At 69.5% G+C, this 20,558-nt stretch carries 20 protein-coding genes; 9 read left to right on the top strand and 11 right to left on the bottom strand.

Going from position 1 to position 20,558, the window contains the following annotated elements; genetic code table 11:
* Positions 1–439 precede the first annotated feature (439 nt).
* From YU1_RS0116230 to YU1_RS29835, 3 genes are all read left to right on the top strand, one after another.
* Positions 440–2,602: an RNA degradosome polyphosphate kinase gene (locus tag YU1_RS0116230; RefSeq protein WP_245263357.1), complete on the top strand. Its 2,163-nt coding sequence runs from the start codon at positions 440–442 to the stop codon at positions 2,600–2,602.
* Between the two features lie 22 nt (positions 2,603–2,624).
* The gene (gene ppx, locus YU1_RS29830) at positions 2,625–4,112 is read left to right on the top strand and encodes an exopolyphosphatase (protein WP_035715579.1); all 1,488 of its coding nucleotides are present in this window, start codon (positions 2,625–2,627) and stop codon (positions 4,110–4,112) included.
* A gap of 76 nt (positions 4,113–4,188) precedes the next feature.
* Complete coding sequence (locus YU1_RS29835; RefSeq protein ID WP_051356942.1) at positions 4,189–5,448, top strand: SAM-dependent methyltransferase; 1,260 nt, start codon at positions 4,189–4,191, stop codon at positions 5,446–5,448.
* Here the strand turns inward: YU1_RS29835 and YU1_RS32095 are convergent.
* Entirely contained in the window at positions 5,445–6,329 is an 885-nt protein-coding gene (locus tag YU1_RS32095) for an FkbM family methyltransferase (RefSeq protein WP_051356943.1), read from the bottom strand. The two genes, YU1_RS29835 and YU1_RS32095, sit on opposite strands and share 4 nt — an antisense overlap.
* Before the next feature lie 245 nt (positions 6,330–6,574).
* On the opposite strand from YU1_RS32095, the gene YU1_RS0116250 reads away from it, so the two are divergent.
* A complete protein-coding gene (locus YU1_RS0116250) occupies positions 6,575–7,324 on the top strand; it encodes a hypothetical protein (RefSeq protein ID WP_029004968.1) in 750 nt (249 codons plus the stop codon).
* Positions 7,325–7,390: 66 nt separating this feature from the next.
* Here the strand turns inward: YU1_RS0116250 and YU1_RS0116255 are convergent, their stop codons facing one another.
* The 4 genes from YU1_RS0116255 to YU1_RS0116270 all read right to left on the bottom strand — a co-directional run bounded on the left by YU1_RS0116255 (position 7,391) and on the right by YU1_RS0116270 (position 10,636).
* The gene (locus tag YU1_RS0116255) at positions 7,391–8,107 is read right to left on the bottom strand and encodes an HdaA/DnaA family protein (RefSeq protein WP_029004969.1); all 717 of its coding nucleotides are present in this window, start codon (positions 8,105–8,107) and stop codon (positions 7,391–7,393) included.
* A gap of 3 nt (positions 8,108–8,110) precedes the next feature.
* Entirely contained in the window at positions 8,111–9,205 is a 1,095-nt protein-coding gene (locus YU1_RS0116260; protein ID WP_029004970.1) for an AI-2E family transporter, read from the bottom strand.
* Positions 9,206–9,301: 96 nt separating this feature from the next.
* Complete coding sequence (locus YU1_RS0116265) at positions 9,302–9,832, bottom strand: CDP-alcohol phosphatidyltransferase family protein (protein ID WP_029004971.1); 531 nt, start codon at positions 9,830–9,832, stop codon at positions 9,302–9,304.
* Positions 9,833–9,865: 33 nt separating this feature from the next.
* On the bottom strand, positions 9,866–10,636 hold the full coding sequence (locus YU1_RS0116270) for an SDR family NAD(P)-dependent oxidoreductase (protein ID WP_029004972.1): 771 nt from the start codon (positions 10,634–10,636) through the stop codon (positions 9,866–9,868).
* 284 nt (positions 10,637–10,920) lie between these two features.
* Here YU1_RS0116270 and YU1_RS0116275 point away from each other — a divergent pair, with 284 nt between their 5' ends.
* Positions 10,921–11,514 (top strand): protease inhibitor Inh/omp19 family protein, encoded by a 594-nt coding sequence (locus YU1_RS0116275; RefSeq protein ID WP_029004973.1) that lies wholly within the window; start codon positions 10,921–10,923, stop codon positions 11,512–11,514.
* Positions 11,515–11,674: 160 nt separating this feature from the next.
* Here the strand turns inward: YU1_RS0116275 and YU1_RS33530 are convergent, their stop codons facing one another.
* Entirely contained in the window at positions 11,675–11,830 is a 156-nt protein-coding gene (locus YU1_RS33530) for a hypothetical protein (protein WP_156922200.1), read from the bottom strand.
* 168 nt (positions 11,831–11,998) lie between these two features.
* Between YU1_RS33530 and YU1_RS0116285 the strand changes: the two genes are divergently transcribed.
* Complete coding sequence (locus tag YU1_RS0116285; protein WP_051356944.1) at positions 11,999–13,021, top strand: amino acid ABC transporter substrate-binding protein; 1,023 nt, start codon at positions 11,999–12,001, stop codon at positions 13,019–13,021.
* 12 nt (positions 13,022–13,033) lie between these two features.
* On the opposite strand, the gene YU1_RS0116290 is transcribed toward YU1_RS0116285, so the two are convergent.
* The gene (locus YU1_RS0116290) at positions 13,034–13,795 is read right to left on the bottom strand and encodes an SDR family NAD(P)-dependent oxidoreductase (RefSeq protein ID WP_029004975.1); all 762 of its coding nucleotides are present in this window, start codon (positions 13,793–13,795) and stop codon (positions 13,034–13,036) included.
* 25 nt (positions 13,796–13,820) lie between these two features.
* Positions 13,821–14,612: an enoyl-CoA hydratase/isomerase family protein gene (locus YU1_RS0116295; RefSeq protein WP_029004976.1), complete on the bottom strand. Its 792-nt coding sequence runs from the start codon at positions 14,610–14,612 to the stop codon at positions 13,821–13,823.
* 230 nt (positions 14,613–14,842) lie between these two features.
* On the opposite strand from YU1_RS0116295, the gene YU1_RS0116300 reads away from it, so the two are divergent.
* Complete coding sequence (locus tag YU1_RS0116300; protein WP_029004977.1) at positions 14,843–15,775, top strand: NAD(P)H-dependent flavin oxidoreductase; 933 nt, start codon at positions 14,843–14,845, stop codon at positions 15,773–15,775.
* 51 nt (positions 15,776–15,826) lie between these two features.
* Here YU1_RS0116300 and YU1_RS0116305 read toward each other — a convergent pair whose 3' ends face one another.
* The gene (locus YU1_RS0116305; RefSeq protein WP_035715585.1) at positions 15,827–16,819 is read right to left on the bottom strand and encodes a quinone oxidoreductase family protein; all 993 of its coding nucleotides are present in this window, start codon (positions 16,817–16,819) and stop codon (positions 15,827–15,829) included.
* A gap of 93 nt (positions 16,820–16,912) precedes the next feature.
* Here YU1_RS0116305 and YU1_RS29845 point away from each other — a divergent pair, with 93 nt between their 5' ends.
* Positions 16,913–17,299, top strand: coding sequence for an ArsR/SmtB family transcription factor (locus tag YU1_RS29845; RefSeq protein WP_051356945.1), 387 nt, complete (start codon positions 16,913–16,915; stop codon positions 17,297–17,299).
* Here the strand turns inward: YU1_RS29845 and cysC are convergent.
* A complete protein-coding gene (gene cysC, locus YU1_RS0116315) occupies positions 17,245–19,191 on the bottom strand; it encodes an adenylyl-sulfate kinase (protein ID WP_029004979.1) in 1,947 nt (648 codons plus the stop codon). The genes YU1_RS29845 and cysC overlap by 55 nt on opposite strands.
* 11 nt (positions 19,192–19,202) lie before the next feature.
* Positions 19,203–19,997, bottom strand: coding sequence for a sulfate adenylyltransferase subunit CysD (cysD, locus tag YU1_RS0116320; protein ID WP_029004980.1), 795 nt, complete (start codon positions 19,995–19,997; stop codon positions 19,203–19,205).
* 244 nt (positions 19,998–20,241) lie between these two features.
* On the opposite strand from cysD, the gene YU1_RS0116325 reads away from it, so the two are divergent.
* Positions 20,242–20,556, top strand: coding sequence for a DUF2849 domain-containing protein (locus YU1_RS0116325; RefSeq protein WP_029004981.1), 315 nt, complete (start codon positions 20,242–20,244; stop codon positions 20,554–20,556).
* Positions 20,557–20,558 lie beyond the last annotated feature (2 nt).

Below are 20,558 nucleotides of genomic sequence, written 5' to 3' on the forward strand. Positions count from 1 at the left end.
TCCCGGTGCCGGCGGAAGCGGATCGGCTCCTGTCCAGCAAGTTCCGCGCCAGCCCGGATTGTCGGGTTTCGGCCCAACCGGCCCGGAGCGGAACGGCCCGTCGCACGCGGGGACGGACCGGGCGCGGCCTTCGCTCCCGGGCGCAATGGCGGCCCCTGCCCCGCCCGGCGGACCGGCCGCACGGCGGCGCAGATCGCCCCACCACCTGTCGCGATCCCGTCACGGACGGGAGGCGGACGGCGCCGGATGTGCGCAACCTGCGCACGCCCTTTCGAAAAGCATGCGCGCGGGCGCATGATGCGGCGCGGCGCTGGCGACGGCGCTGGCAAAGGCGCTGGATCGTGAACCGCCCGTCATAGAGTGGTCACGCAAGGCGGCCATGGTCCGCCCGAACAAGGGGAACCCATCCATGAGTGCGAATGAAGCGGCAGTGCTGGCGATGATGCAGGACGATGCGGCCGAGGCCGTCAATGATCTTGCCACCTCGCCCCAACGCTTCATCAACCGGGAAATCTCCTGGCTGCACTTCAACCGGCGGGTCATGGAGGAAGCCTCCAACCGCAGCCACCCGCTGCTGGAACAGCTGCGCTTCCTGTCGATCTCGGCCAACAATCTCGACGAATTCTTCATGGTCCGCGTGGCCGGGCTGAAGGAGCAGGTGCGCGAGGGCCTCGCCGTCGCCAGCCCCGACGGCCTGCTGCCGGCCGAGCAGCTCACCCGCGCGGTGGCCGAGGCCGCCTCGCTGATCTTCGACCAGCAGGCGCGCTGGCGGGAGCTGCGCAAGGAACTGGCCGGCGCCGGCATCGAGCTGGTGGACGGCAGCGATGTCAGCGCCGCCGACCTCGACGCTTTGGAACGCCATTTCCTGCACCATGTCTTCCCGGTGCTCACCCCGCTCGCCATCGATCCGGCGCACCCCTTCCCGTTCATTCCCAACCTCGGCTTCTCGCTCGCCCTGCAACTGGTGCGGCAGACCGACGGGCGGGGCATGAACGCGCTGATCCGCATCCCCGCCAAGGTGGAGCGCTTCATCCGCCTGCCCGAGCGCGAGGCCGGGCAGATGCGCTTCATGACCCTGGAGCAGATGACCGGCCTGTTCATCGGCCGCCTGTTCCCCGGCTATGCGGTGAAGGGCCAGGGCGTGTTCCGCGTCATCCGCGACAGCGACCTGGAAATCGAGGAGGAGGCGGAGGACCTCGTCCGCCTGTTCGAGACCGCGCTGAAGCAGCGCCGCTACGGCGAGGTGATCCGCATGGAGGCGGACGCCGGCATGCCGGAGGAACTGCGCACCTTCGTCGCCCGCGAGCTCAACGTGCATGACGACGAGATCTTCGTGGTGGAGGGCGTCCTCGCCCTCAACGAATTCTCCCAGCTCGTTGGCGTCGACCGGCCGGACCTGAAGTTCGCGCCCTACAACGCGCGCTTTCCCGAGCGCATCCGCGACCATGGCGGCGACTGCTTCCTCGCCATCCGCGAGAAGGACATCCTGGTCCACCACCCCTATGAATCCTTCGACGTGGTGGTCCAGTTCCTGCGCCAGGCCGCGCGCGATCCCAATGTGGTCGCCATCAAGCAGACCCTCTACCGCACCTCCTCCGACAGCCCGATCGTGAAGGCGCTGGCCGAGGCGGCGGAGGCCGGCAAGTCGGTGACCGCGCTGGTGGAGCTGAAGGCCCGCTTCGACGAGGAGGCCAATATCCGCTGGGCGCGCGACCTGGAACGGGCCGGCGTGCAGGTGGTGTTCGGCTTCATCGACCTGAAGACCCACGGCAAGCTGTCCATGGTGGTGCGCCGCGAGGGCGGCACGCTGGCGAGCTACTGCCACGTGGGGACGGGCAATTATCACCCCATCACCGCGCGCATCTACACCGACCTGTCGTTCTTCACCGCCGACCCGGTGATCGCCCAGGACGTGGCGCGGATCTTCAATTTCATCACCGGCTACGCCCAGCCGGGCGAGCTGGACGCCATGGCGGTGTCCCCCGCCACGCTGAAGCCGCGCATCCTCAGGCACATCGCCGACGAGATCGTCCACGCCCAGGCCGGGCGGCCGGCGGCGATCTGGCTGAAGTGCAACTCGCTGGTGGACCCGGAGGTGATCGACGCCCTCTACGCCGCCTCCTGCGCGGGGGTGAAGGTGGAATGCGTGGTGCGCGGCATCTGCTGCCTGCGTCCGGGCATTCCCGGCCTCAGCGAGAACATCCGGGTGAAGTCCATCGTCGGGCGCTTCCTGGAGCACAGCCGGATCTACTGCTTCGGCGCCGGCCACGGCCTGCCGCACCCCAAGGCCATCGTTTACATCTCGTCCGCCGACCTGATGACGCGGAACCTCGACCGCCGGGTTGAGACACTGTGTCCCATCACCAACCCCACGGTGCATGAGCAGGTGCTGGATCAGATCATGGTGGCCAATCTTATCGACAACGAACAGAGCTGGCGGGTGTTGCCCGACGGCTCGTCGGAACGCATAGTCCCGGCGCCGGGCGAGGAGCCGTTCAACGCCCACCGCTATTTCATGACCAACCCGAGCTTGTCAGGACGTGGAAAGTCTCTCAAGGATTCTTCACCGCGCAGTCTCCTCGTCCGCCGATCGGGAGGATGACCGCCGCGGTCTTTCCACGCTGATGGCCGGCGAGGCGCCGGTCGCGGTCATCGACATCGGTTCGAACTCGGTCCGCCTCGTGGTCTATGAGGCGGTGACCCGCGCCCCGGTCCCCCTGTTCAACGAGAAGGCCCTGTGCGGGCTCGGCCGCGACGTGCTCTCCACCGGGCGCCTTGCCGAGGATGCCGTGCAGCGCGCCTTCTCCGCGCTGCGCCGGTTCCGCGGCCTGTGCGACGCCATGGGGGTCGGCCAGGTCTATGCGCTCGCCACCGCCGCCGCGCGCGACGCCCGCAACGGGCCGGACTTCATCGCCGCCTGCGAGGCGATCTGCGGCACCCCCATCGAGATATTGTCCGGCCGGCGCGAGGCGGAGCTGGCCGCCTACGGCATCATCTCCGGCGTGTACGCGCCGGACGGCGTGGTGGGCGACCTCGGCGGCGGCTCGCTGGAACTGGTGGACGTGCGCGGCGACGACGTCGGCGCGGGCATCACCCTGCCCATCGGCGGCCTCGCCTTGCAGGACCGCTCGGCGAAATCCCTCAACAAAGCCGACAAGATCGTCCGCGAGGCCATGCGCGACGCGGCGGTGCTGCCGGCGATGGCCGGGCGCACCTTCTACGCGGTGGGCGGCACGTGGCGCGCGCTCGCCCGGCTGCACATGTTCCAGCGCGGCTACCCGCTGCACGTGATGCACGGCTACCGGCTGCCGGCCAAGGAAGTGGTGGACTTCACCCGCATCGTCCACCGCGCCGAATCCGAGGCGCTGGCCCATATCGAGGCGGTGTCCAACGCCCGCCGGCCGCTCCTGGCCTATGGCGCGCTGGTGCTGGAGAACGTGGTCAAGGCCGGGCGGCCGGCGGAGGTGGTGATCTCCGCCCTCGGCGTGCGCGAGGGCCTGCTCTACGGCCTGCTCGACGCCGACCAGCGCGCCGCCGACCCGCTGATCGTGGCGGCGCAGGAGTTCAACATCCTGCGCTCGCGCTCGCCCCGCCACTGCGAGGAATTGGCCGACTGGACCGGCGGCTTCTTCGCCTCCTCCCCGGTGCTGGAGGAGGACCGGGAGGACATGCGCCTGCGGCAGGCCGCCTGCCTGCTCTCCGACAATGCCTGGCGCGCCCATCCGGACTATCGCGGCGAGCAGAGCCTCAACGTCATCGCCCATGCGGCGCTGGTGGGCATCGACCACCCCGGCCGCGCCTTCCTGGCGCTGGCGGTCTATTACCGGCACATGGGCCTGGGCGAGGACGAATACGCCCCGCGCCTCCTGGAGCTGGTGTCCTCCGGCATGCTGGACCGCGCCCGCATCCTCGGCGCGGCCATGCGCGTGGCCTACCTGCTGTCCGCCGCCATGCCGGGCATCCTGCCGCGCGCGCCGCTGGCGGTGGAGGACGGCACGCTGCGCCTCACCGTGCCGGCGGACCTCGCCAGCCTGGTCAACGAGCGGGTGCACAGCCGCCTGCGCCAGCTGGCCCGGCTGATCGGCCGCGAACCGGCCGTCACCTTCGCCTGAGGCAGGTTCGGACCCGCCAGGGTTGCATTGCCGCTTCCCCCGGGCCGATTCGCGTTTTACGCTGCGGCTCGTGTCTATGCGCCTCCTCTCCCATCTGCTGCGCCGCTTCATCGAGAAGGGGCGCCTCGTGGTGCGCACGCCGGACGGCGGCACCCACGCCTTCGGCAGCGGTGCCGACGGCCCCAGCGTCACTGTGCGCTTCACCGACGAGAAGGTGGCGCGCGAGCTGTTCCTCAATCCCGAATTGAAGGCGGCCGAGGCCTATATGGACGGCCGGCTGGTGTTCGAGGACGGCGGTACCGTCTTCGACCTGCTGCTGCTGTTCTCGGTGAACCGGCGCGGCCTTGCCGCCCATCCGGTGCAGGCCGCGCTGCGCAAGGTCTGGCGCGCGCTGCGCCGGCGCCAGCAGTCGAACCGGATCGGCCAGGCGGCCGACAATGTGAAGAGCCATTACGACCATCCGGCCGCCTTCTACCGGCTCTGGCTCGACGAGAGCATGAGCTACAGCTGCGCCTATTTCGACGATCCCGACGAGCCGCTCGAAGTGGCCCAGCGCAACAAGATGCGCCACGTGGCCGCCAAGCTTCAGCTCTCCCCCGGCCAGCACGTGGCGGAGATCGGCTCCGGCTGGGGCGGGCTCGCCATCTACCTGGCCACCACCTGCGGCGTCAAAGTCACCGCCATCAACGTCTCACCCGACCAGTTGGCGGAATCCCGCCGCCGGGCGGAGGCTGCGGGCGTCGCCGACCGCATCGAGTTCCTGGAGGTGGATTATCGCGAGCTGAAGGGCAAATACGACCGTGTGGTCTCCATCGGCATGATGGAGCATGTGGGGGTGCAGCATTTCGACGATTACTTCGGCACCCTGCGCGGCCTCCTGAAGCCGGGCGGCTTCGCCCTCGTCCACGCCATCGGCCGCATGTCGCCGCCGGGCACCACGGCGCCCTTCATCCGCAAGTACATCTTCCCCGGCGGCTACGTGCCGGCGCTGTCGGAAGTGACGGCGGCCACCGAGCGCACCGGCCTGTGGGTGGCCGACTGCGAAGTGCTGCGGCTGCATTATTACTGGACCATCCGCGCCTGGCGGCAGCGCTACGAGGCGCGCCGCGACGAGGTGGTGGTGATGATGGGCGAGCGCTTCGCCCGCATGTGGGACTTCTACCTCGCCGCCGTGGAGCTGGGCTTCCTGCACGGCTCCAACATGGTGTTCCAACTGCTGCTGAGCGAGCGGCGCGACGACGTGCCGGTGCGCCGCGACTACATGGTGGATACGGAGCGGGCGCTGGCCGACGCCGAAGGCGCGGGCGCTGCCGAGGGCGCGGCGCGGCGGGCCTAAGCGGCGGGGGCCAACTGGCCTTGCAGCGTCTCTAGCAGGTCGGCGTCGCCGGTCTTGCGCACCAGTTCCAGCGCCAGGTCCCAGAAGCCGTAGAGCCCGGCCAGCACCGCCGCCGGGATCGCCTCGGCGCGGGTGAGGCTGTCCGCGCCCGTGCGCGGATAGCTGGCGCGCACATATTGCGCCTGCGCCCAGAACACCTGCCCGTTCGCCACCTGCGCGCTCGCCGCCGGCGAGGGGTCGGCATGGAAGATCATCTGCGAGAAGGCGGCGGGCACCGTCTGCGTGGAATAGTGCGCGAGGTTCTCCAGCCGCCACAGCACGAAGCCGTGGTCGCGCAGGAAGCGGTCCACGTCGCAGAACAGCGCCTGCCCGGAATAGATCGGGTTGAACTCCACCTCCACATCGATCAGCGCGCAACCGGCGAGCGCCCCGACCCCGCCCTTCAGGATGGCCAGTTCCGAGCCCTGGGTATCGAGCTTGATCGCCGCGACCGGGCCGATGCCCTCGGCGCGCAGCAGATCGTCCAGCGGGCGGCAGGGCATCTCCACCGTGTGGGTGATCTCGACCTCGGCCAGCGCGGGATATTGCTCCACCAGCGCGCGCACCGGCGGGAAGATGGACGAGCACGCCGGCTGCTTCGCCACATGCAGGGTGCGCGTCCCCTCGGTGTCCGCCAGCCCCGCCGCCACGTAGCGGACATTGGGCGGGGCCACGGCATTGAGCCGGCCGCATTCCTCGGCGTCGGGATCGAAGCCGACGATGCGCGCCTTCTCGCCCAGCGCCGCCCAGCGGCCAAGCACGCCCCACCGCGCGCCCACGTCCACCAGGGTCAGCGGGCCGGACAGCGCGTGCAGGAGGGTGTCGAGGGCGGCTTGCGACATGAAGGGGCTCTTTCGGAGAGGGGCTCTTTCCCGGCGCCGCGGGCGGGGTGGCGGCGGCGCGCATTCTGGGGACAGCCGGAGCCCGCCACAAGGCGCGCGGGCCCGGCCGGGCGCCAGCCGGCCGCGCATCCACACCTCTCGCGCGCGACCTGATCTCCTGCGGGGCCGGCGGCACGGGGCTTGCAGCGCATGCCGGGCCTGTTGGATGGGGCACCGCCCGTCCGCGTCACCATCGGGAGGTCGCCATGACCGACATGGCCGAACTACAGAAGCGCAAGCTGCCGATCAATCTGGCGATCGTGCATGTGGACCCGGACGCCTTCCTCGCCAGCTTCATGGGCTGGCTGGAGATCACCGCCTTCATCACCGCGCAGCGGGCCGGAACGGCGCAGATGCCCGCCGATGGCGTCACGCCGGCGCTGGACGCCGACGACCTGAAGGCCGCCGGCGTCGTCGCGGTGGGCAATGACGCGCTGTTCGCCTTCTGCATGACCGCCGCGCTGAAGGGCGACATCGCCGCCGTGGACCGGGTGGAAGCCGGCCTGACCGCGGCCTACGGGCCGGACTTTCCCGGCGCCCTGGCGCTCGGCTATTTCCGTGCCACCAACGACAATCCGATCCTGCTTGAGGATTTTGTCGGACAGGCCGGGCGCAAATGGCTGAAAGGCGACAGGCCGCCGCCGCCCATGCGCGCCAAGGAGGACTGGAACACCGGCCTGCGCTTCTTCGAGAAGGCGCGCAAATCCAACTTCATCCAGGAGGTGCTCTATCCGCTCGCCCGGTGGACGCGGGAGCGCTGGACGGTGATCGTGGAGAAGGAGCCCGCCTTCCTCCACCATATCGAGGACAATCTGCCGATCCTGCGCGAGGCGCTGGAGGACACGCGCAACGACCAGGCCTTCATCGCCAATCTGCTGCTGAAGGCCGCCCCGGCGGTGGATATGGAACTGACCGACGAATACCAGGGCTTCCTGCGCTCGCTCGCCCGGCGCTAGCTCGCGTCCCGTTCTCTCTCAAAATGAGCGAGGACGGGGTAGTCGTTGCGCCCGCCGAAGCCCGGCTCAGTCGTCCGCGTCTTCCGGCTCGCCCTCGCCGGGCAGCAGGTCGCGCAGCACCTGGGCCGCCAGGGCGCGGGTGACCGGGCGCTGGGCGGCCAGCGCCGCGCGGTCGAGCGCCTCCACCACCTGCTGGGCGCCTTCCACGGTGCGCTCCATGCGGCGCAGCAGGAACTGCACGGTGGCATCGTCCACCGGGATCTGCCGGTCGGCGAACAGCTTCACCAGCACCGCCGCCAGCAGCGGATCGTCCGCCGCCGCGATCTCCACCGTGGGCAGGGCGCGCAGGCGCGAGGCGAGGTCCGGGGTGGCGAGGCGCCAGTGCGCCGGCGGCGTGCGCGCGGTCATGAGCACGAACGCGCCCTGCTCGCGGGCGAGGTTGAGCAGATGGAACAGCGCCGCCTCGTCGAAATCGCCCGGCGCCAGATCCTCCACCACCAGGGCGCCATGGGCCAGCGCCTCGGGCACGGCGGCGCGGGCGAGATCGCGCGCCGCCACCGTGACGGCGCCGGAGCGGGTGGCGAAGACCCGCGCCAGATGGCTCTTGCCGGTGCCCGCCGGGCCGACGAGGCAGACCACGCGGGCGGTCCAGTCGGGGAAGGAATCCACCAGCGTCAGCGCCGCCGCATTGCCGGGCGCGCCGAGGAAATCCTCGCGCTGCATGGCGGCTGCGGCCGGCAGGTCGAGGGGAAGCTGGCGGGATTTCGTGTCGCGGCCGGTCATGGCTCAGGTCGGATCTACGGCGCGTTCCTCGGCCCGCTTCTCGCCGCCGGTATAGAGCGAGGAGTGGAAATACTGCCGGAAGGCGAAGCGCACCAGCACGCCCACGGCGGCGGTGAGCGGCACCGCCAGCAGCAGGCCGACGAAGCCGAACAGATAGCCGAAGGCGAACAAGGCGAACATCAGCCACACCGGATGCACGCCGATGCTGTCGCCCACCAGCTTGGGGGAGAGGATGTAGCCCTCGATGGTCTGGCCGGCGATGAAGATGCCGAAGATGGTGCCGATCATGGCCCAGTCCGGGAAGAACTGGACGATGGCGACGCCGATGGCCAGCACGAAGCCGGTGAGCGAGCCCACATAGGGAATGAACGTGATGAGGCCCGAGACGATGCCGATCAGCAGGCCGAAATTGAGCCCGGCCATGCTGAGCGCGATGGCGTAGTAGCTGCCCAGCAGCAGGCAGACCAGCGCCTGCCCGCGCACGAAGCCGGCCACCGCCAGGTCCATCTCCCGGCCGAGCCGCCGCACCACCGGGCGCTGGTCCAGCGGGATCCAGGAATCCACGGTATCCACCATGCTGTCCCAGTCGCACAGCACGTAGAACACCACCACCGGCGTCACCACCACGAGGGCGAAGACCGACAGCAGCGCCTGCCCGCCGGACCACAGCGAGGTGAGCAGGCCAAGCAGGTAGCTCACGCCCTGGGACATGAGGTCGGACAGCGAGCGCTGGATGTCCGGCAGGCGGGCGCCGAAGATCTGGTCCACCCATTCCTTGTTCTCGTCGGTGACGAGGCGCTGGAGGCGGGAGACGTAGGACGGCAGGTTCTGGATGAACTCGAACAGCTGGCTGGAGAACACCGGCAGCACCACCAGCAGCAGCAGCACGACCACGAACAGCAGCAGGCCGACCAGCGCCAGCGTGGCGGGGATGCGGCCGACGCCGATCCGCTTCAGCCGGCGCACCACCGGGTTGAGGAAATAGGCGATGGCGGTGCCGACCACGAACGGCAGCAGGATCTCGCGCAGGACCCACAGGATGAGCACCAGGGCGATCAGCGCACCGATCCAGAAGCGCAGCTGCACCTGAAGCTTCATCGCCCGTATTCCCCTGTCCCGAGTTCCCCCGTCCCGAGTTCCCCGGCGGGCGGCGGCGCGGCGCACGGGCCGCGACGCCTCAGCGCGCCATCAGGCTCAGCGAGCCATGTGGCGTGTCCATGCCGCGAGATAGGCAGCCGCTGAAAGGCCCGTCAAGACCCCGACCGCCACCAGCCCCAGCCGGTAGGGCTGGGTCCAGGCGAAGTCGAAGCTCTCGCGCGCCAGCACCAGAGCGGCGAAGGCGATCTGCACCGCCGTGTTCACCTTGGAGATGATCAGCGGCTGGATCGCCACGGGCTTCGCCATCAGCGTGGACAGCACGATGGCGCCGACGATCATCACGTCGCGGGAGACCACGGCGATGGCCACCCAGCGGGGGATGTCCCCGCTGATCGCCAGCGTCACGTAGATCGACACCAGCAGCGCCTTGTCGGCGATGGGGTCGAGATAGGCGCCGAGCTCGGTGCGCAAATCGAGCCGGCGGGCGAGGAAGCCGTCGATGGCGTCCGACACCCCGGCCAGCAGGAACAGCGCGAAGGCGAGCCTGGGCTCGTCGGCGGAGATCGCCCAGATCACCACCGGCACGATCAGCAGCCGGCCGAGGGTGATGATGTTGGGCAGGTTCACGGCGCCCGCCTCCCCGGCGCGCGGCGCGGCGCCTCAACCGCCCCGCTTGATGGTGAAGGGGCTGAAGCCCTGCTGCGCGGCCATGGCCTGGATCCGCAGCACCACCACGTGGCGCGGCAGGGTGGCGGCGAAGAACACCTGCTCGGCGATGTCCTCGCCGGTCATCGGGGCGGTGCCCTCGTAGACCTTGTCCGCCTTGGTCTCGTCGCCGCGGAAGCGGACCACGGAGAATTCGGTCTCGGTGAGGCCGGGCTCGATGTTGGTGACCCGCACGCCGGTGCCGGCGAGGTCCGCCCAGCAGTTCAGCGCGAACTGCTTCACGAACGCCTTGGTGGCGCCGTAGACGTTGCCGCCCGGATAGGGATAGTCGCCGGCCACCGAGCCGGTGAACACCACGTGGCCCTCCTTGCGGGCGACCATGCCGGGCAGCGCGGCGCGCACCGTGTAGGTGAGGCCTGTCACATTGGTGTCGATCATTGTGTCCCAATCGGCGATTTTCGCCTCCTGGGCCGGCTCCAGCCCCAGCGCCAGCCCGGCGTTGGCGCACACAACGTTGTAATCGCTGAACTTTTCCGGCAGGGCGGCGAAGGCGGCCTCGGTGGCGGCGAAGTCGCGCACGTCCAATACGACAGGGTGTATCAAACCGGGGAACTCCGCGGCCAAATCGGCCAGACGGTCCTCGCGGCGGCCCATGGCCACCACCTTCGCGCCGACGGAGGCGAAGCGCCGAACGGTCGCAGCCCCAATGCCGGAGGTGGCGCCGGTAACGACGACGGTCAGCGTCTTCGGATCGAGGGACGACATGAAATTCTCCTGCGGGGAACGGCGGATAGGCGGGACATAGCGCGCCGCCGCCCGTCCGTCCATGGCGCGCGCCGCCGCGCCCGCGGGAGATGGTGAGCCGGCGGAGAATGGCCGTTGGGTCATCCTCTCGCCATGTTCTCGGAAAACCCTAGGGATGGCTCCCGGATGGTGGTGTTTGGGTCCGAACGTTGAAAATAGGCTGGTAACGCTTGGGGCGTAACGTTCCGCAAGGGACGTTCAATGAGCGGTCCGGCCATGAGGCGGCAACGCGCGGAGTTGTGTGGATGAAGGTGTTACCCGTTGGGGCCGTGCTCCTGTGCGCTGTCGGTCTGGCCGCGTGCAGCACCGAGCTCGACGGCTTCGGGACCAAGCCGAGCGTCGTGGAATCGCAGCGTGTCCTGTCCGCCCCCACCGCCTCGGTGGAGAGCGCCCCCGTGCCTCCTCCGGCTGCGGCCGCGGCCGTTCAGGCGCCGGCGACCGGCGCCGGAGCCGCGAGCGCGAGCGCCGCGGTGACCCCGCGCACCATGGCCTCCAACGTGCCGCTGACCCCGCCGCCCACCACGCCCACGGGTTCCGCTTATGCCGCCACCGGCGCCAAGGAGCAGCTCTCCGGCGCCTGGACCATGGCCTGGGACAGCGGCCAGCACACCTGCCCGGTGACGCTCACCACGGACCGCGGCATGAACGGCCTGACCGCCCGCGCCGACGTGTCCTGCCCGAGCGAGATCTTCATGACCAAGGGCTGGGACATGCTCGGGTCCGACATCGTGCTGCAGGACCATCTAGGCAAGGTGACCGCCCGCCTCCAGCCGGCCGGGCCGAACAGCTATATCGGCACGCTGATCGAGAACAATCAGGCCATCGCCCTGAACCGCTGAGCCGGCATCACGCCCGGCTGGCAGAGCAATCGGCGCATACCGCCGTTGCGTCATGGATCGGAAGCGCCCGCCCCGCAGGCGCCAACGGCCGTGGGCAGCACTGCCCCACGACCGAAATAGTGATTTCAGATCAAGCTTTTGACTGCCGTCCGACGCCCGCTCAGCGGAGCGCCGCGCCCTGGCTCACGGACGCTTCGTGCCGAACCGGGCTCTGGCCGGGCGGGTAGGCGAAGAAGATCGCTCCCATGATGACGCCGTAAGCGGCGGCAAAGAGAACCCAGTCGCGCCAGGAGCGGCTGTCGATGGGTGCGGGCATTTCACATCTCCAATAGGATTTACGTGAAATCTATCGGCTTTGTCGATTTTGTCAAACTGGATGTAAGAGTCCGTAATTAACGTTAAATTCTTGTGTATATGAACGTTGCAGGATACCGCCGATTGTATAAGCTCGATCGCTCGCGCCCCTCCCAGGAGCCGGGACAAAATGCTCTGGCTTTCCCGCTGCATCCACCGTTTCCTATCGGCGCTGGCGCTGATCGCCCCCTTGCTCGCCCTGGACGGCGCCGCGGCCCAGACACTGAAGAGCGTGCAGGAGCGCGGCACCTTGCTGTGCGGCATCAACAAGAACCTGCCTGGCTTTTCCGGCCAGGATGCCCGCGGCAGATGGGTGGGGTTCGACGTCGACTTCTGTCGCGCGGTGGCGGCGGCGGTCCTGGGCGACGCGGACAAGGTGCGCTTCATCCCCCTGGACGTTCCAACCCGCTTCACCGCGGTGCAGTCCGGCGCGGTGGACATCCTGGTGCGCAACACCACCTGGACGTTGAGCCGGGAGACCGAATACGGGCTGCTGTTCCCGGTGGTCACTTATTATGACGGCCAGGGCTTCATCGCCCGCAAGGAGCGCGGCATCGTCAAGGCCGAGCAATTGGGCGGCGGGCGCGTCTGCGTGCATGCCGGCACCACCCATGACGCCTATGCGGCGGATTATTTCGAATCGCACGGCCAGAAGATCGACATCGTCGCCTTCCCTGCCCCGCCGCCGCTGGTGAAGGCCTATGAGACCGGCTGGTGCGACGCCATCACCGGCGACGTCTCGGCGCTCTATGGCCTGCGGCGAACCATGGCCGCCCCGGCGGAGCATGTGCTGGCCGAGACGGTAATCTCCAAGGAACCGCTCGGCCCGGCGGTGCGGCAGGGCGACGACCAGTGGTTCTCCATCGTGCGCTGGACCCACTTCGCCATGCTGACGGCGGAGGAAAAAGGCATCACCTCCACAGCGCTTGCCGGCGGTACAGCCCAGCCCAGCCGGTTCCTCTCGGAGGACGAGGACCTGTTCCAGGAACTGGGCCTGAAAGCCGGCGCGGAACTGCGCATCATCCGCAGCGTCGGCAATTATGGCGAGGTATACGAGCGCAACCTCGGCAGCGGCTCGCCCCTCGGCATCCCGCGCGGCATGAACCGCCTCGCCCGCGACGGCGGGCTGCAATACGCCCCGCCGATCCACTGAGCCCGCGTCCGTTCAGCGCGCCGCCATCCGCAGCGCGCCATCGAGGCGGATGACCTCGCCGTTGAGCATGGTGTTGGCCAGGATGTGCAACACCAGCCGGGCGTAATCCTCCGGATCGCCAAGGCCGGGCGGAAACGGCACCGTGGCGCCGATGCTGTCCTGCACCTCCTGCGGCATGGAGAGCATCATCGGCGTGGCGAAGATGCCGGGCGCGATGGTGACGACCCGGATGCCGACGCCCGCCAGTTCCCGCGCCGCCGGCAGGGTCAGGCCCGCCACCCCGGCCTTGGAGGCCGCATAGGCCGGCTGGCCGATCTGCCCGTCATAGGCGGCGATGGAAGCGGTGTTGATGAGGACGCCGCGCTCGCCGCGCGCCAGCGGCTCCAGCCCCACGGCGCCCGCCGCCACCAGGCGCAGCAGGTTGAAGGTGCCGATCAGGTTGATCTCCACCACCCGGCGGAAATCCTCCAGCGGCAGCGGCCCCTTGCGGCCGACGATGCGCCCCGCGGGCGCGACGCCGGCGCAGTTCACCAGGACGCGCGCCGGTCCGTGGGCGGCGGCGGCCGCCGCCACCGCAGCCTCGGCGCTCGCCCCATCCACCACGTCGCAGGCGAAGGCCTGCCCGCCGATTTCCGCCGCGACGCGCCCCGCGCCCTCTACGTCCCGGTCCAGCAGCGCCACCTTGGCGCCCGCGCCCGCCAGGGCCCGGGCAGTGATCGCGCCGAGGCCCGAGGCCGCCCCCGTCACGATGGCGGCATGTCCGTTCACATCCATGGAAACCTCCCGAAGGCCGCCGGCCTCAATGTCCCTCGAAGCGCGGCGCGCGCTTGGCCACGAAAGCCGCCGCGCCTTCGGCGAAATCGCGCGTGGACGCGCTCGCCACGAAGGCGTCCCGCTCCGCCTGGAGCTGCTCGGCGAGGCTGTTGCCGGACGAGGCGCGCAGCAGTGCCTTGATGCGCCCATAGGCGGCAGTCGGGCCGTTGGCGATGTGGGTGGCGAGGGCCTCGGTGGCGGCGGGCAGGTCGGCCAGCGGCACCACCTTGTTGGCGATGCCGAGGCGCAGCGCCTCCTGCGCATCGAAGGTATCGGACAACAGCGCGATCTCCAGCGCCTTGCGCAGGCCGACGATGCGCGGCAGGTGCCAGGTGGCCGAGCCGTCCGGGCTGGTGCCGATGCGGCTGTAGGCCATGGAGAACTTGGCGTCGTCGGCGGCGATCATCAGGTCCGCCGCCAGCGCGACGGAGAGGCCTGCGCCAGCCGCCGCGCCCTGGACGCTGGCGATCACCGGCGCTTTCAGCTTGGCGAGGCCCAGCATCGCCTCGTTCAGCGGCCCGATGAGCGCGGCCACCACATGCGGCGCATCCTCGCCCGCCGCGTGGAAACGCCCCACATCCCCACCGGCGAGAAAGGCTCGTCCCGCGCCGGACAGCACGACCACGCGCACCCCGGGCTGCTCCACCACCGTGTCGACCGCACGCTGGAAGGCGAGGATGGCGTGCTCATCGAGCGCATTGAGCACATGGGGCCGGTTGAAGCGGATGCGGGCGATGCCGCCCGTGACATCGAGCAGCACCGGATCGGCGTCGGACATGGAAACCCTCCCGCGCGGCTCCTCCGGCCGCTTGGTCGAACGCTGCACCAAAGCGGGCACCCGCCGCAAGGGCGCCGCGCGCCGCATGGTGCCGCCGCACCCCTTGCCGCTGATGCCGGGCCGGACCAGACTTGGGCCCGCAGGCTCGGCTCGCCGCACGGCGGGCCGGCTCCAAAACGAGAAAAGCGTGGGCCCGCGCATGAGGCGAGCTCCGAAGCTGGAGGACACGAATGCCGATTCCCGCCGCGCTCGCCGAGCGCCTGAAGGCCCCGATCATCGCCGCGCCCATGTTCCTGGTGTCCAATCCGGATCTCGTGGTGGAGACCTGCCGGGGCGGACTGCTCGGCACCTTCCCGGCCCTCAACGCCCGCACCACGGCGGCCTATTCCGAATGGGTGGAGGAGATCGAGAGCCGGCTCGACGGCATGGAGGAGGCGGCCCCCTTCGGCGTCAATCTCATCGTCCACCAGACCAATGCCCGCCTGGAAGCGGACCTGAAGGTGACGGTGGCCAAGCGCGTGCCGCTGGTCATCACCTCGCTCGGCGCGGTGCGCGACGTGGTCCAGGCGGTGCACAGCTATGGCGGGCTGGTCTTCCACGACGTCATCAGCCGGCGCCATGCGGAGAAGGCGGCGGAGGCCGGGGTTGACGGCATCATCGCGGTGGCGGCGGGCGCCGGCGGCCATGCGGGCGCGCTCAGCCCGTTCGCGCTGATCCCCGAGATCCGCTCGGTGTTCGACGGGACGATCATCCTGTCCGGCGCCATGTCCACCGGCACCCATGCGGCGGCGGCCCGCGTGATGGGGGCGGACTTCGCCTATATGGGCACCCGCTTCATCGCGACACGGGAAAGCGCGGCACCCGCCGGCTACAAGGAGATGATCCTGAAATCCGCTGCGTCGGACGTGCTCTACACGCCCGCGATTTCCGGCGTGAACGCCAATTTCCTGCGCCCCAGCATCGCCGCCGCCGGGCTCGATCCCGACAATCTGATCGCCCACGGCAAGCTCAGCCTCTCGGACGAGGCCAAGGCCTGGAAGACCGTATGGTCCGCCGGCCAGGGCGTCGGCTCGGTGCTCGACGCCCCGCCCACGGCGGAACTCTGCGCCCGGCTGATCACCGAGTATCGCGCCGCGCTGGAGAACGCGCCGCGGCTGCTGTGAAGGCCGGAGGCGGTTCCGATCAGGCTCCGGCCTGGTCGGAACCGGGCTTGATCACGGGATCAGCAGGATGGCGCCGGCATTGGTCCGCGCCTCCGCCATGCGATGGGCCGACACCACATCGGCCAGCGGGAAGCGCGCCGCGATCACCGGCTTCACATGCCCAGCGGCCAGCGCCGCGAACAACTCCGCCGCATTGGCCCGGAGGTCGGCAGGATCGGCATTGCGCGGAAACACCGAGGCGCGCGTCAGATAAAGGCTGCCCTTCTTGGACAGCAGTTCCGGCGAGACGTCGGGTGCGGGCCCCGATGCGCTGCCGAAGATCACCATGAGGCCGAAGGGCGCCACGCAATCCAGCGACTTCAGGAAGGTGTCCTTGCCGACGGAATCATAGACCACGCGGGCCTTGCGCCCGCCGCTGGCGGCGATCACCTGCTCGGGCCAGTCGGCTTCGGAATAATTGATCGCCACGTCGCAGCCCGCCGCCTTGGCGATGGCGCATTTGGCGGGAGATCCCGCAGTGCCGATGACAAAGGCTCCGAGCGCCTTGGCCCAGCTGGACATGATCTGCCCCACCCCGCCCGCGGCGGCGTGAATCAGCACGATATCGCCCGGCTGGACCTCATAGGTCTTGCGCAGCAGATATTGCGCCGTGAGGCCCTTGAAGATGACGGCGGCGGCCTCTTCGTCGCTGATGCTGTCGGGGATCACCACCAGGCGCTCGGCGGGCAGGTTGCGGCGATCCGCATAGGCGCCGATGCCCGCGTTGATATAGGCGATGCGGTCGCCCACCTTGAGCGTGGTCACGCCTTCGCCCAGCGCTTCCACCACGCCCGCCGCCTCATGGCCGAGGCCGGTGGGAAGCGGCAGCGGATAGACGCCCGTGCGCTGGTAGACGTCGATATAGTTGAAGCCGACGGCGATCTGGCGCACCTGCACCTCGCCCGCCGCGGGCGGCGGGAGCTCCAGATCCTCCAGGACCATCACGTCCGGGCCACCGAAGGCATGAATGCGCACCGCCTTCGCATGCGTAGTCGCTGTCGCCATGTTCCCTGCTCCCTATGGTACGATAGTTATCGTACCTTGAAGCCAATCCCTCGGCCGTGCAAGAGCAGGGAACCACGATATCGGGAGTCCACAGTGTCCGATCCCCTCTGGCATCCGGACGTCGCCGCACTGGACCTCGGGCAGGTGCTGGCCGCGCTCGCCGATCCGCAGCGGCGAAGGGTGGCGCTGGAACTGGCCGCCGGGGGTGACGCGCCGCGCTTGTGCGCGACCTTCGCCATGCCGGTGGCCAAGGCGACGCGCACCCATCATTTCCGTGTGCTGCGCGAGGCGGGACTGATCCGCCAGGTGGACCTGGGCAACGGGCGCACCAACACCTTGCGGCGCGCCGATCTGGACCAGCGCTTCCCCGGACTTCTCGCGGCCCTGCTGGCCGCCGAGCCGCCGGCCGCGGCCGGCGGAGACGATCAGATGCCGGCGTCCGCGTCGGAAGGCGAGAGCACGCCGGCCTCGGTGAGATAGCTCTCCAGCACGCCGACGCAGAGCGACAGGTCGGCGGTGGTGTCGAGCACCACTTCCGGCTGCTCCGGCTCCTCATAGGGGGCACTGACGCCGGTGAAGTTGGCCATCTCGCCCTTGCGGGCACGGGCATAGTGGCCCTTGGGATCGCGCTGCTCGCACACGTCCAGCGGCGCGCGCACGAAGACTTCGTGGAAATGGGCGCCGGCGATCTCGCGCGCCCGCGCCCGGTCCGCCCGCGTGGGCGAAACCAGGGCGACAATGGCCACATGGCCGTTGCGCGCCAGGAAGGCCGCCATCTCCGCCACCCGGCGGATATTCTCCGACCGCTCGGCCGGGGAGAAGCCGAGGTCGCCGTTGAGGCCGGTGCGCAGCGTGTCACCGTCGAGGAACAGCGGCGCGCCGCCGAGGTCGAACAGGCGCTTCTCGGTGGCCCGCGCCACCGTGGACTTGCCCGCCGCCGGCAGGCCGGTGAGCCACAGCACGGCACCGCCGTGGCGATAGCGCGCCACGCGGTCGGCGGGACGCACGGCGGAGGCCACCGCCACCACCTCGCCCTTCGGCGCCGGGGACTTGTCTTCGCTGGTGGCCGACAGGACGATGCCGCCGCCGGCGATCTTGCGGTCCACCTCGATGACGATGCGCCCGAGGATCGGGTTGATGCCATAGGCGTCCGCCGCCAGCGGGCGGTGGAGCGCGATGTCCACCTCGCCCACATGGTTGCGGCCGAGCGCCGCGACGCCCTCGGTGGTGAGGTTCGCCGGATCCACCGCGCTCGCCACGCTGCGCACGACGCCGGTGGCATTGTTGGTGGCGAGGCGCACCGTGACGGGCGTACCCGCCTTCAGCGGCGCGTCCGCCAGCCAGAACACCCGGGCGGTGAGGCGGCGAGCGGCGCGTGGGCGCAGGTTGCCGTGCGCCGCCACGTCGCCGCGGGCGACGAAGATGTCCTTGTCCAGCGTCAGGCCGATGGACTGCCCTGCCCCGGCCGAGCGCGGCGCGGGGCCGGGCCAGGCCTCCAGGCTGCGGATGCGGGCGGTGGCGCCCGACGGCTCGAAGGTGAGCTCGTCGCCCACCGCCAGCTTCCCGCTCTCGATGCGGCCGGCGATGATGCGGCGGTCGTCGAACTTGTAGACCGCCTGCACCGGGAAGCGCAGCGGCAGGTCGCCGAGGCCGAGCGGCGCGGTGAGCTGGTCCAGCCCGTCCAGGATGGTCGGCCCCTGGTACCAGTCCGCACCCTCGGCCCGCTCCTTCACGAAGCCGCCCTCGCGGGCGGAGAGCGGGATGACGAAGGTGGGATGCAGGCCGAAGCCGTCCAGATAGGCCGCGACATCCGCCTCGATCTTGGCGAACACCGCCCGGTCGTAGCCGACCCGGTCCATCTTGTTGACCGCGACGATCACCTGCCGGAGCCCCAGCAGATGCAGCAGGAAGGCATGGCGGCGGGTCTGCTCGCGCACGCCCTCGCCCGCATCGATCAGCAGCACGGCGGCGTCCGCCTGGGCGGCGCCGGTGATCATGTTGCGCAGGAATTCCACATGGCCCGGCGCGTCGATCAGGAGATAGTCGCGCTGGGGCGTGGCGAAACGGATCTGGGTGGTGTCCACCGTGATGCCCTGGTCGCGTTCGGTCTGGAGCGCATCCAGCAGGAACGACCATTCGAACGGCATGCCGCGCCGGGCGGACACCGCTTGCAGCATCTCCAGCTTGCCGTCCGGCAGTGCGCCGGTCTCATGCAGGATACGGCCCACCAAAGTGGACTTGCCGTGATCCACATGGCCGACGATGACGATGCGCAGGAGTTCACGCTCGGCGGGGCTGCGGACCGCATGATGCGCCTCCGCCGGAGCATCGGCGGAGAAGTCGGGAAGAACGGAGGCGATGCTTGCGGACATGACGGATGATCTCACAGATAGCCGGCGGTGCGCAGGCGCTCGAAGGCGTCCTCGCTCTCATGGTCCATGGCGCGGCCCGAGCGTTCCGAAGTCTTGGTGGTGGCCAGTTCCGCCAGGATCTCGTCCAGGGTGGAGGCCAGCGAAGGCACCGGCGAGGTGATGTCCTTGTCGCCCAGCGAGCGATACCGCATGCCGTCCTTGGAGAAATACAGCGGGATCACGGGAATGCCTTCGCGCTTCGTGTAGGCCCAGATGTCCATCTCGGTCCAATGCAGGATGGGATGGATGCGCAGATGCGCGCCGGGGGTGAGCGCGGTGTTGTACTGGTCCCAGAATTCAGGCGGCTGCTCGCGCACGTTCCACGCGCCGTCGGTGCCGCGCGGCGAGAAGAAGCGCTCCTTGGCCCGGGTCGGCTCCTCGTCGCGGCGGATGCCGGCGATCACGCCGTCGAAGCCGTGCTTGGCCAGCGCCATGCGCAGCCCTTCGGTCTTGCGGGCGGCGGAGCGGGCGGCCGGCGGCAGGGTGGGATCGGTGCTCTCCAGCGGCGGGCAGTCCTCCAGCAGCAGGTCGAGCCCCCATTCCTTGGAATAGCGGTCGCGGAAATCGTACATCTCGGGGAATTTGCGCCCCGTATCCACATGCATGCAGGGGAAGGGCACGCGGCCGAAGAAGGCCTTGCGCGCCAGCCAGATCATGACGTTGGAATCCTTGCCCAGCGACCACAGCAGGGCAACCTTGCGCAATTGGGCGAAGGCCTCGCGCATGATGAAGATGCTCTGCGCTTCCAGCGCATCGAGACGGTTCATGCCCGTCATCCCTTTCCTGTAGTCCCCGGCAATGCCCGCGCGTCCTTATCTTAGCTGCACTAGCGGAAGCCCGGCCACCCCGCCGGAGGGTGCGTGCGCTTCCGGGTCCAGGCCCGGACGCCATATTTGGCGATTGCATCTTGGCGATCGCTATTTTAACTTTGGAACGACGTCAACCTGATTAATTAACATCTAAAATTCGGGTTTAAGGGGAAACCCTGATCCGGAAACGGGCCCAGCTTTCATGACCTCGCCGCTACAGCAGAAGCTCAAGATCACCGGCCCCACCGTCATTACCGCCAACCGGCTGACGGACGGGGTCGTCGTATGGCTGAAGGCCGACGGCGGCTGGAGCGCGGGCCTGGCCGACGCGGCGGTCGTGAACACCTCGGACGATGCGCTGAAGCTGCTCGGCGTCGCCAATGCGGACGAGAACCGGGCGGTCGGCGCCTATCCCGCCCGGGTGGAGATCGCCGCCGACGGCACGCCCCGTCCCGTGAACCTGCGCGAGCGCATCCGCGTCGGCGGCCCCACCATCGCCTTGCCTGGCGCGGCCTGAGC

The organism is Azorhizobium doebereinerae UFLA1-100 (assembly GCF_000473085.1).
In the GTDB taxonomy this organism is placed as follows: domain Bacteria; phylum Pseudomonadota; class Alphaproteobacteria; order Rhizobiales; family Xanthobacteraceae; genus Azorhizobium; species Azorhizobium doebereinerae.

Excerpts from the sequence above, each read along its gene's own strand:
- YU1_RS0116230 (WP_245263357.1), top strand. The coding sequence starts at position 440 with ATGATGCAGGACGATGCGGCCGAGGCCGTCAATGATCTTGCCACCTCG.
- ppx (WP_035715579.1), top strand. The coding sequence starts at position 2,625 with ATGGCCGGCGAGGCGCCGGTCGCGGTCATCGACATCGGTTCGAACTCG.
- YU1_RS29835 (WP_051356942.1), top strand. The coding sequence starts at position 4,189 with ATGCGCCTCCTCTCCCATCTGCTGCGCCGCTTCATCGAGAAGGGGCGC.
- YU1_RS32095 (WP_051356943.1), bottom strand. The coding sequence starts at position 6,329 with ATGTCGCAAGCCGCCCTCGACACCCTCCTGCACGCGCTGTCCGGCCCG.
- YU1_RS0116250 (WP_029004968.1), top strand. The coding sequence starts at position 6,575 with ATGACCGACATGGCCGAACTACAGAAGCGCAAGCTGCCGATCAATCTG.
- YU1_RS0116255 (WP_029004969.1), bottom strand. The coding sequence starts at position 8,107 with ATGACCGGCCGCGACACGAAATCCCGCCAGCTTCCCCTCGACCTGCCG.
- YU1_RS0116260 (WP_029004970.1), bottom strand. The coding sequence starts at position 9,205 with ATGAAGCTTCAGGTGCAGCTGCGCTTCTGGATCGGTGCGCTGATCGCC.
- YU1_RS0116270 (WP_029004972.1), bottom strand. The coding sequence starts at position 10,636 with ATGTCGTCCCTCGATCCGAAGACGCTGACCGTCGTCGTTACCGGCGCC.
- YU1_RS0116275 (WP_029004973.1), top strand. The coding sequence starts at position 10,921 with ATGAAGGTGTTACCCGTTGGGGCCGTGCTCCTGTGCGCTGTCGGTCTG.
- YU1_RS33530 (WP_156922200.1), bottom strand. The coding sequence starts at position 11,830 with ATGCCCGCACCCATCGACAGCCGCTCCTGGCGCGACTGGGTTCTCTTT.
- YU1_RS0116285 (WP_051356944.1), top strand. The coding sequence starts at position 11,999 with ATGCTCTGGCTTTCCCGCTGCATCCACCGTTTCCTATCGGCGCTGGCG.
- YU1_RS0116290 (WP_029004975.1), bottom strand. The coding sequence starts at position 13,795 with ATGGATGTGAACGGACATGCCGCCATCGTGACGGGGGCGGCCTCGGGC.
- YU1_RS0116295 (WP_029004976.1), bottom strand. The coding sequence starts at position 14,612 with ATGTCCGACGCCGATCCGGTGCTGCTCGATGTCACGGGCGGCATCGCC.
- YU1_RS0116300 (WP_029004977.1), top strand. The coding sequence starts at position 14,843 with ATGCCGATTCCCGCCGCGCTCGCCGAGCGCCTGAAGGCCCCGATCATC.
- YU1_RS0116305 (WP_035715585.1), bottom strand. The coding sequence starts at position 16,819 with ATGGCGACAGCGACTACGCATGCGAAGGCGGTGCGCATTCATGCCTTC.
- cysC (WP_029004979.1), bottom strand. The coding sequence starts at position 19,191 with ATGTCCGCAAGCATCGCCTCCGTTCTTCCCGACTTCTCCGCCGATGCT.
- cysD (WP_029004980.1), bottom strand. The coding sequence starts at position 19,997 with ATGAACCGTCTCGATGCGCTGGAAGCGCAGAGCATCTTCATCATGCGC.
- YU1_RS0116325 (WP_029004981.1), top strand. The coding sequence starts at position 20,242 with ATGACCTCGCCGCTACAGCAGAAGCTCAAGATCACCGGCCCCACCGTC.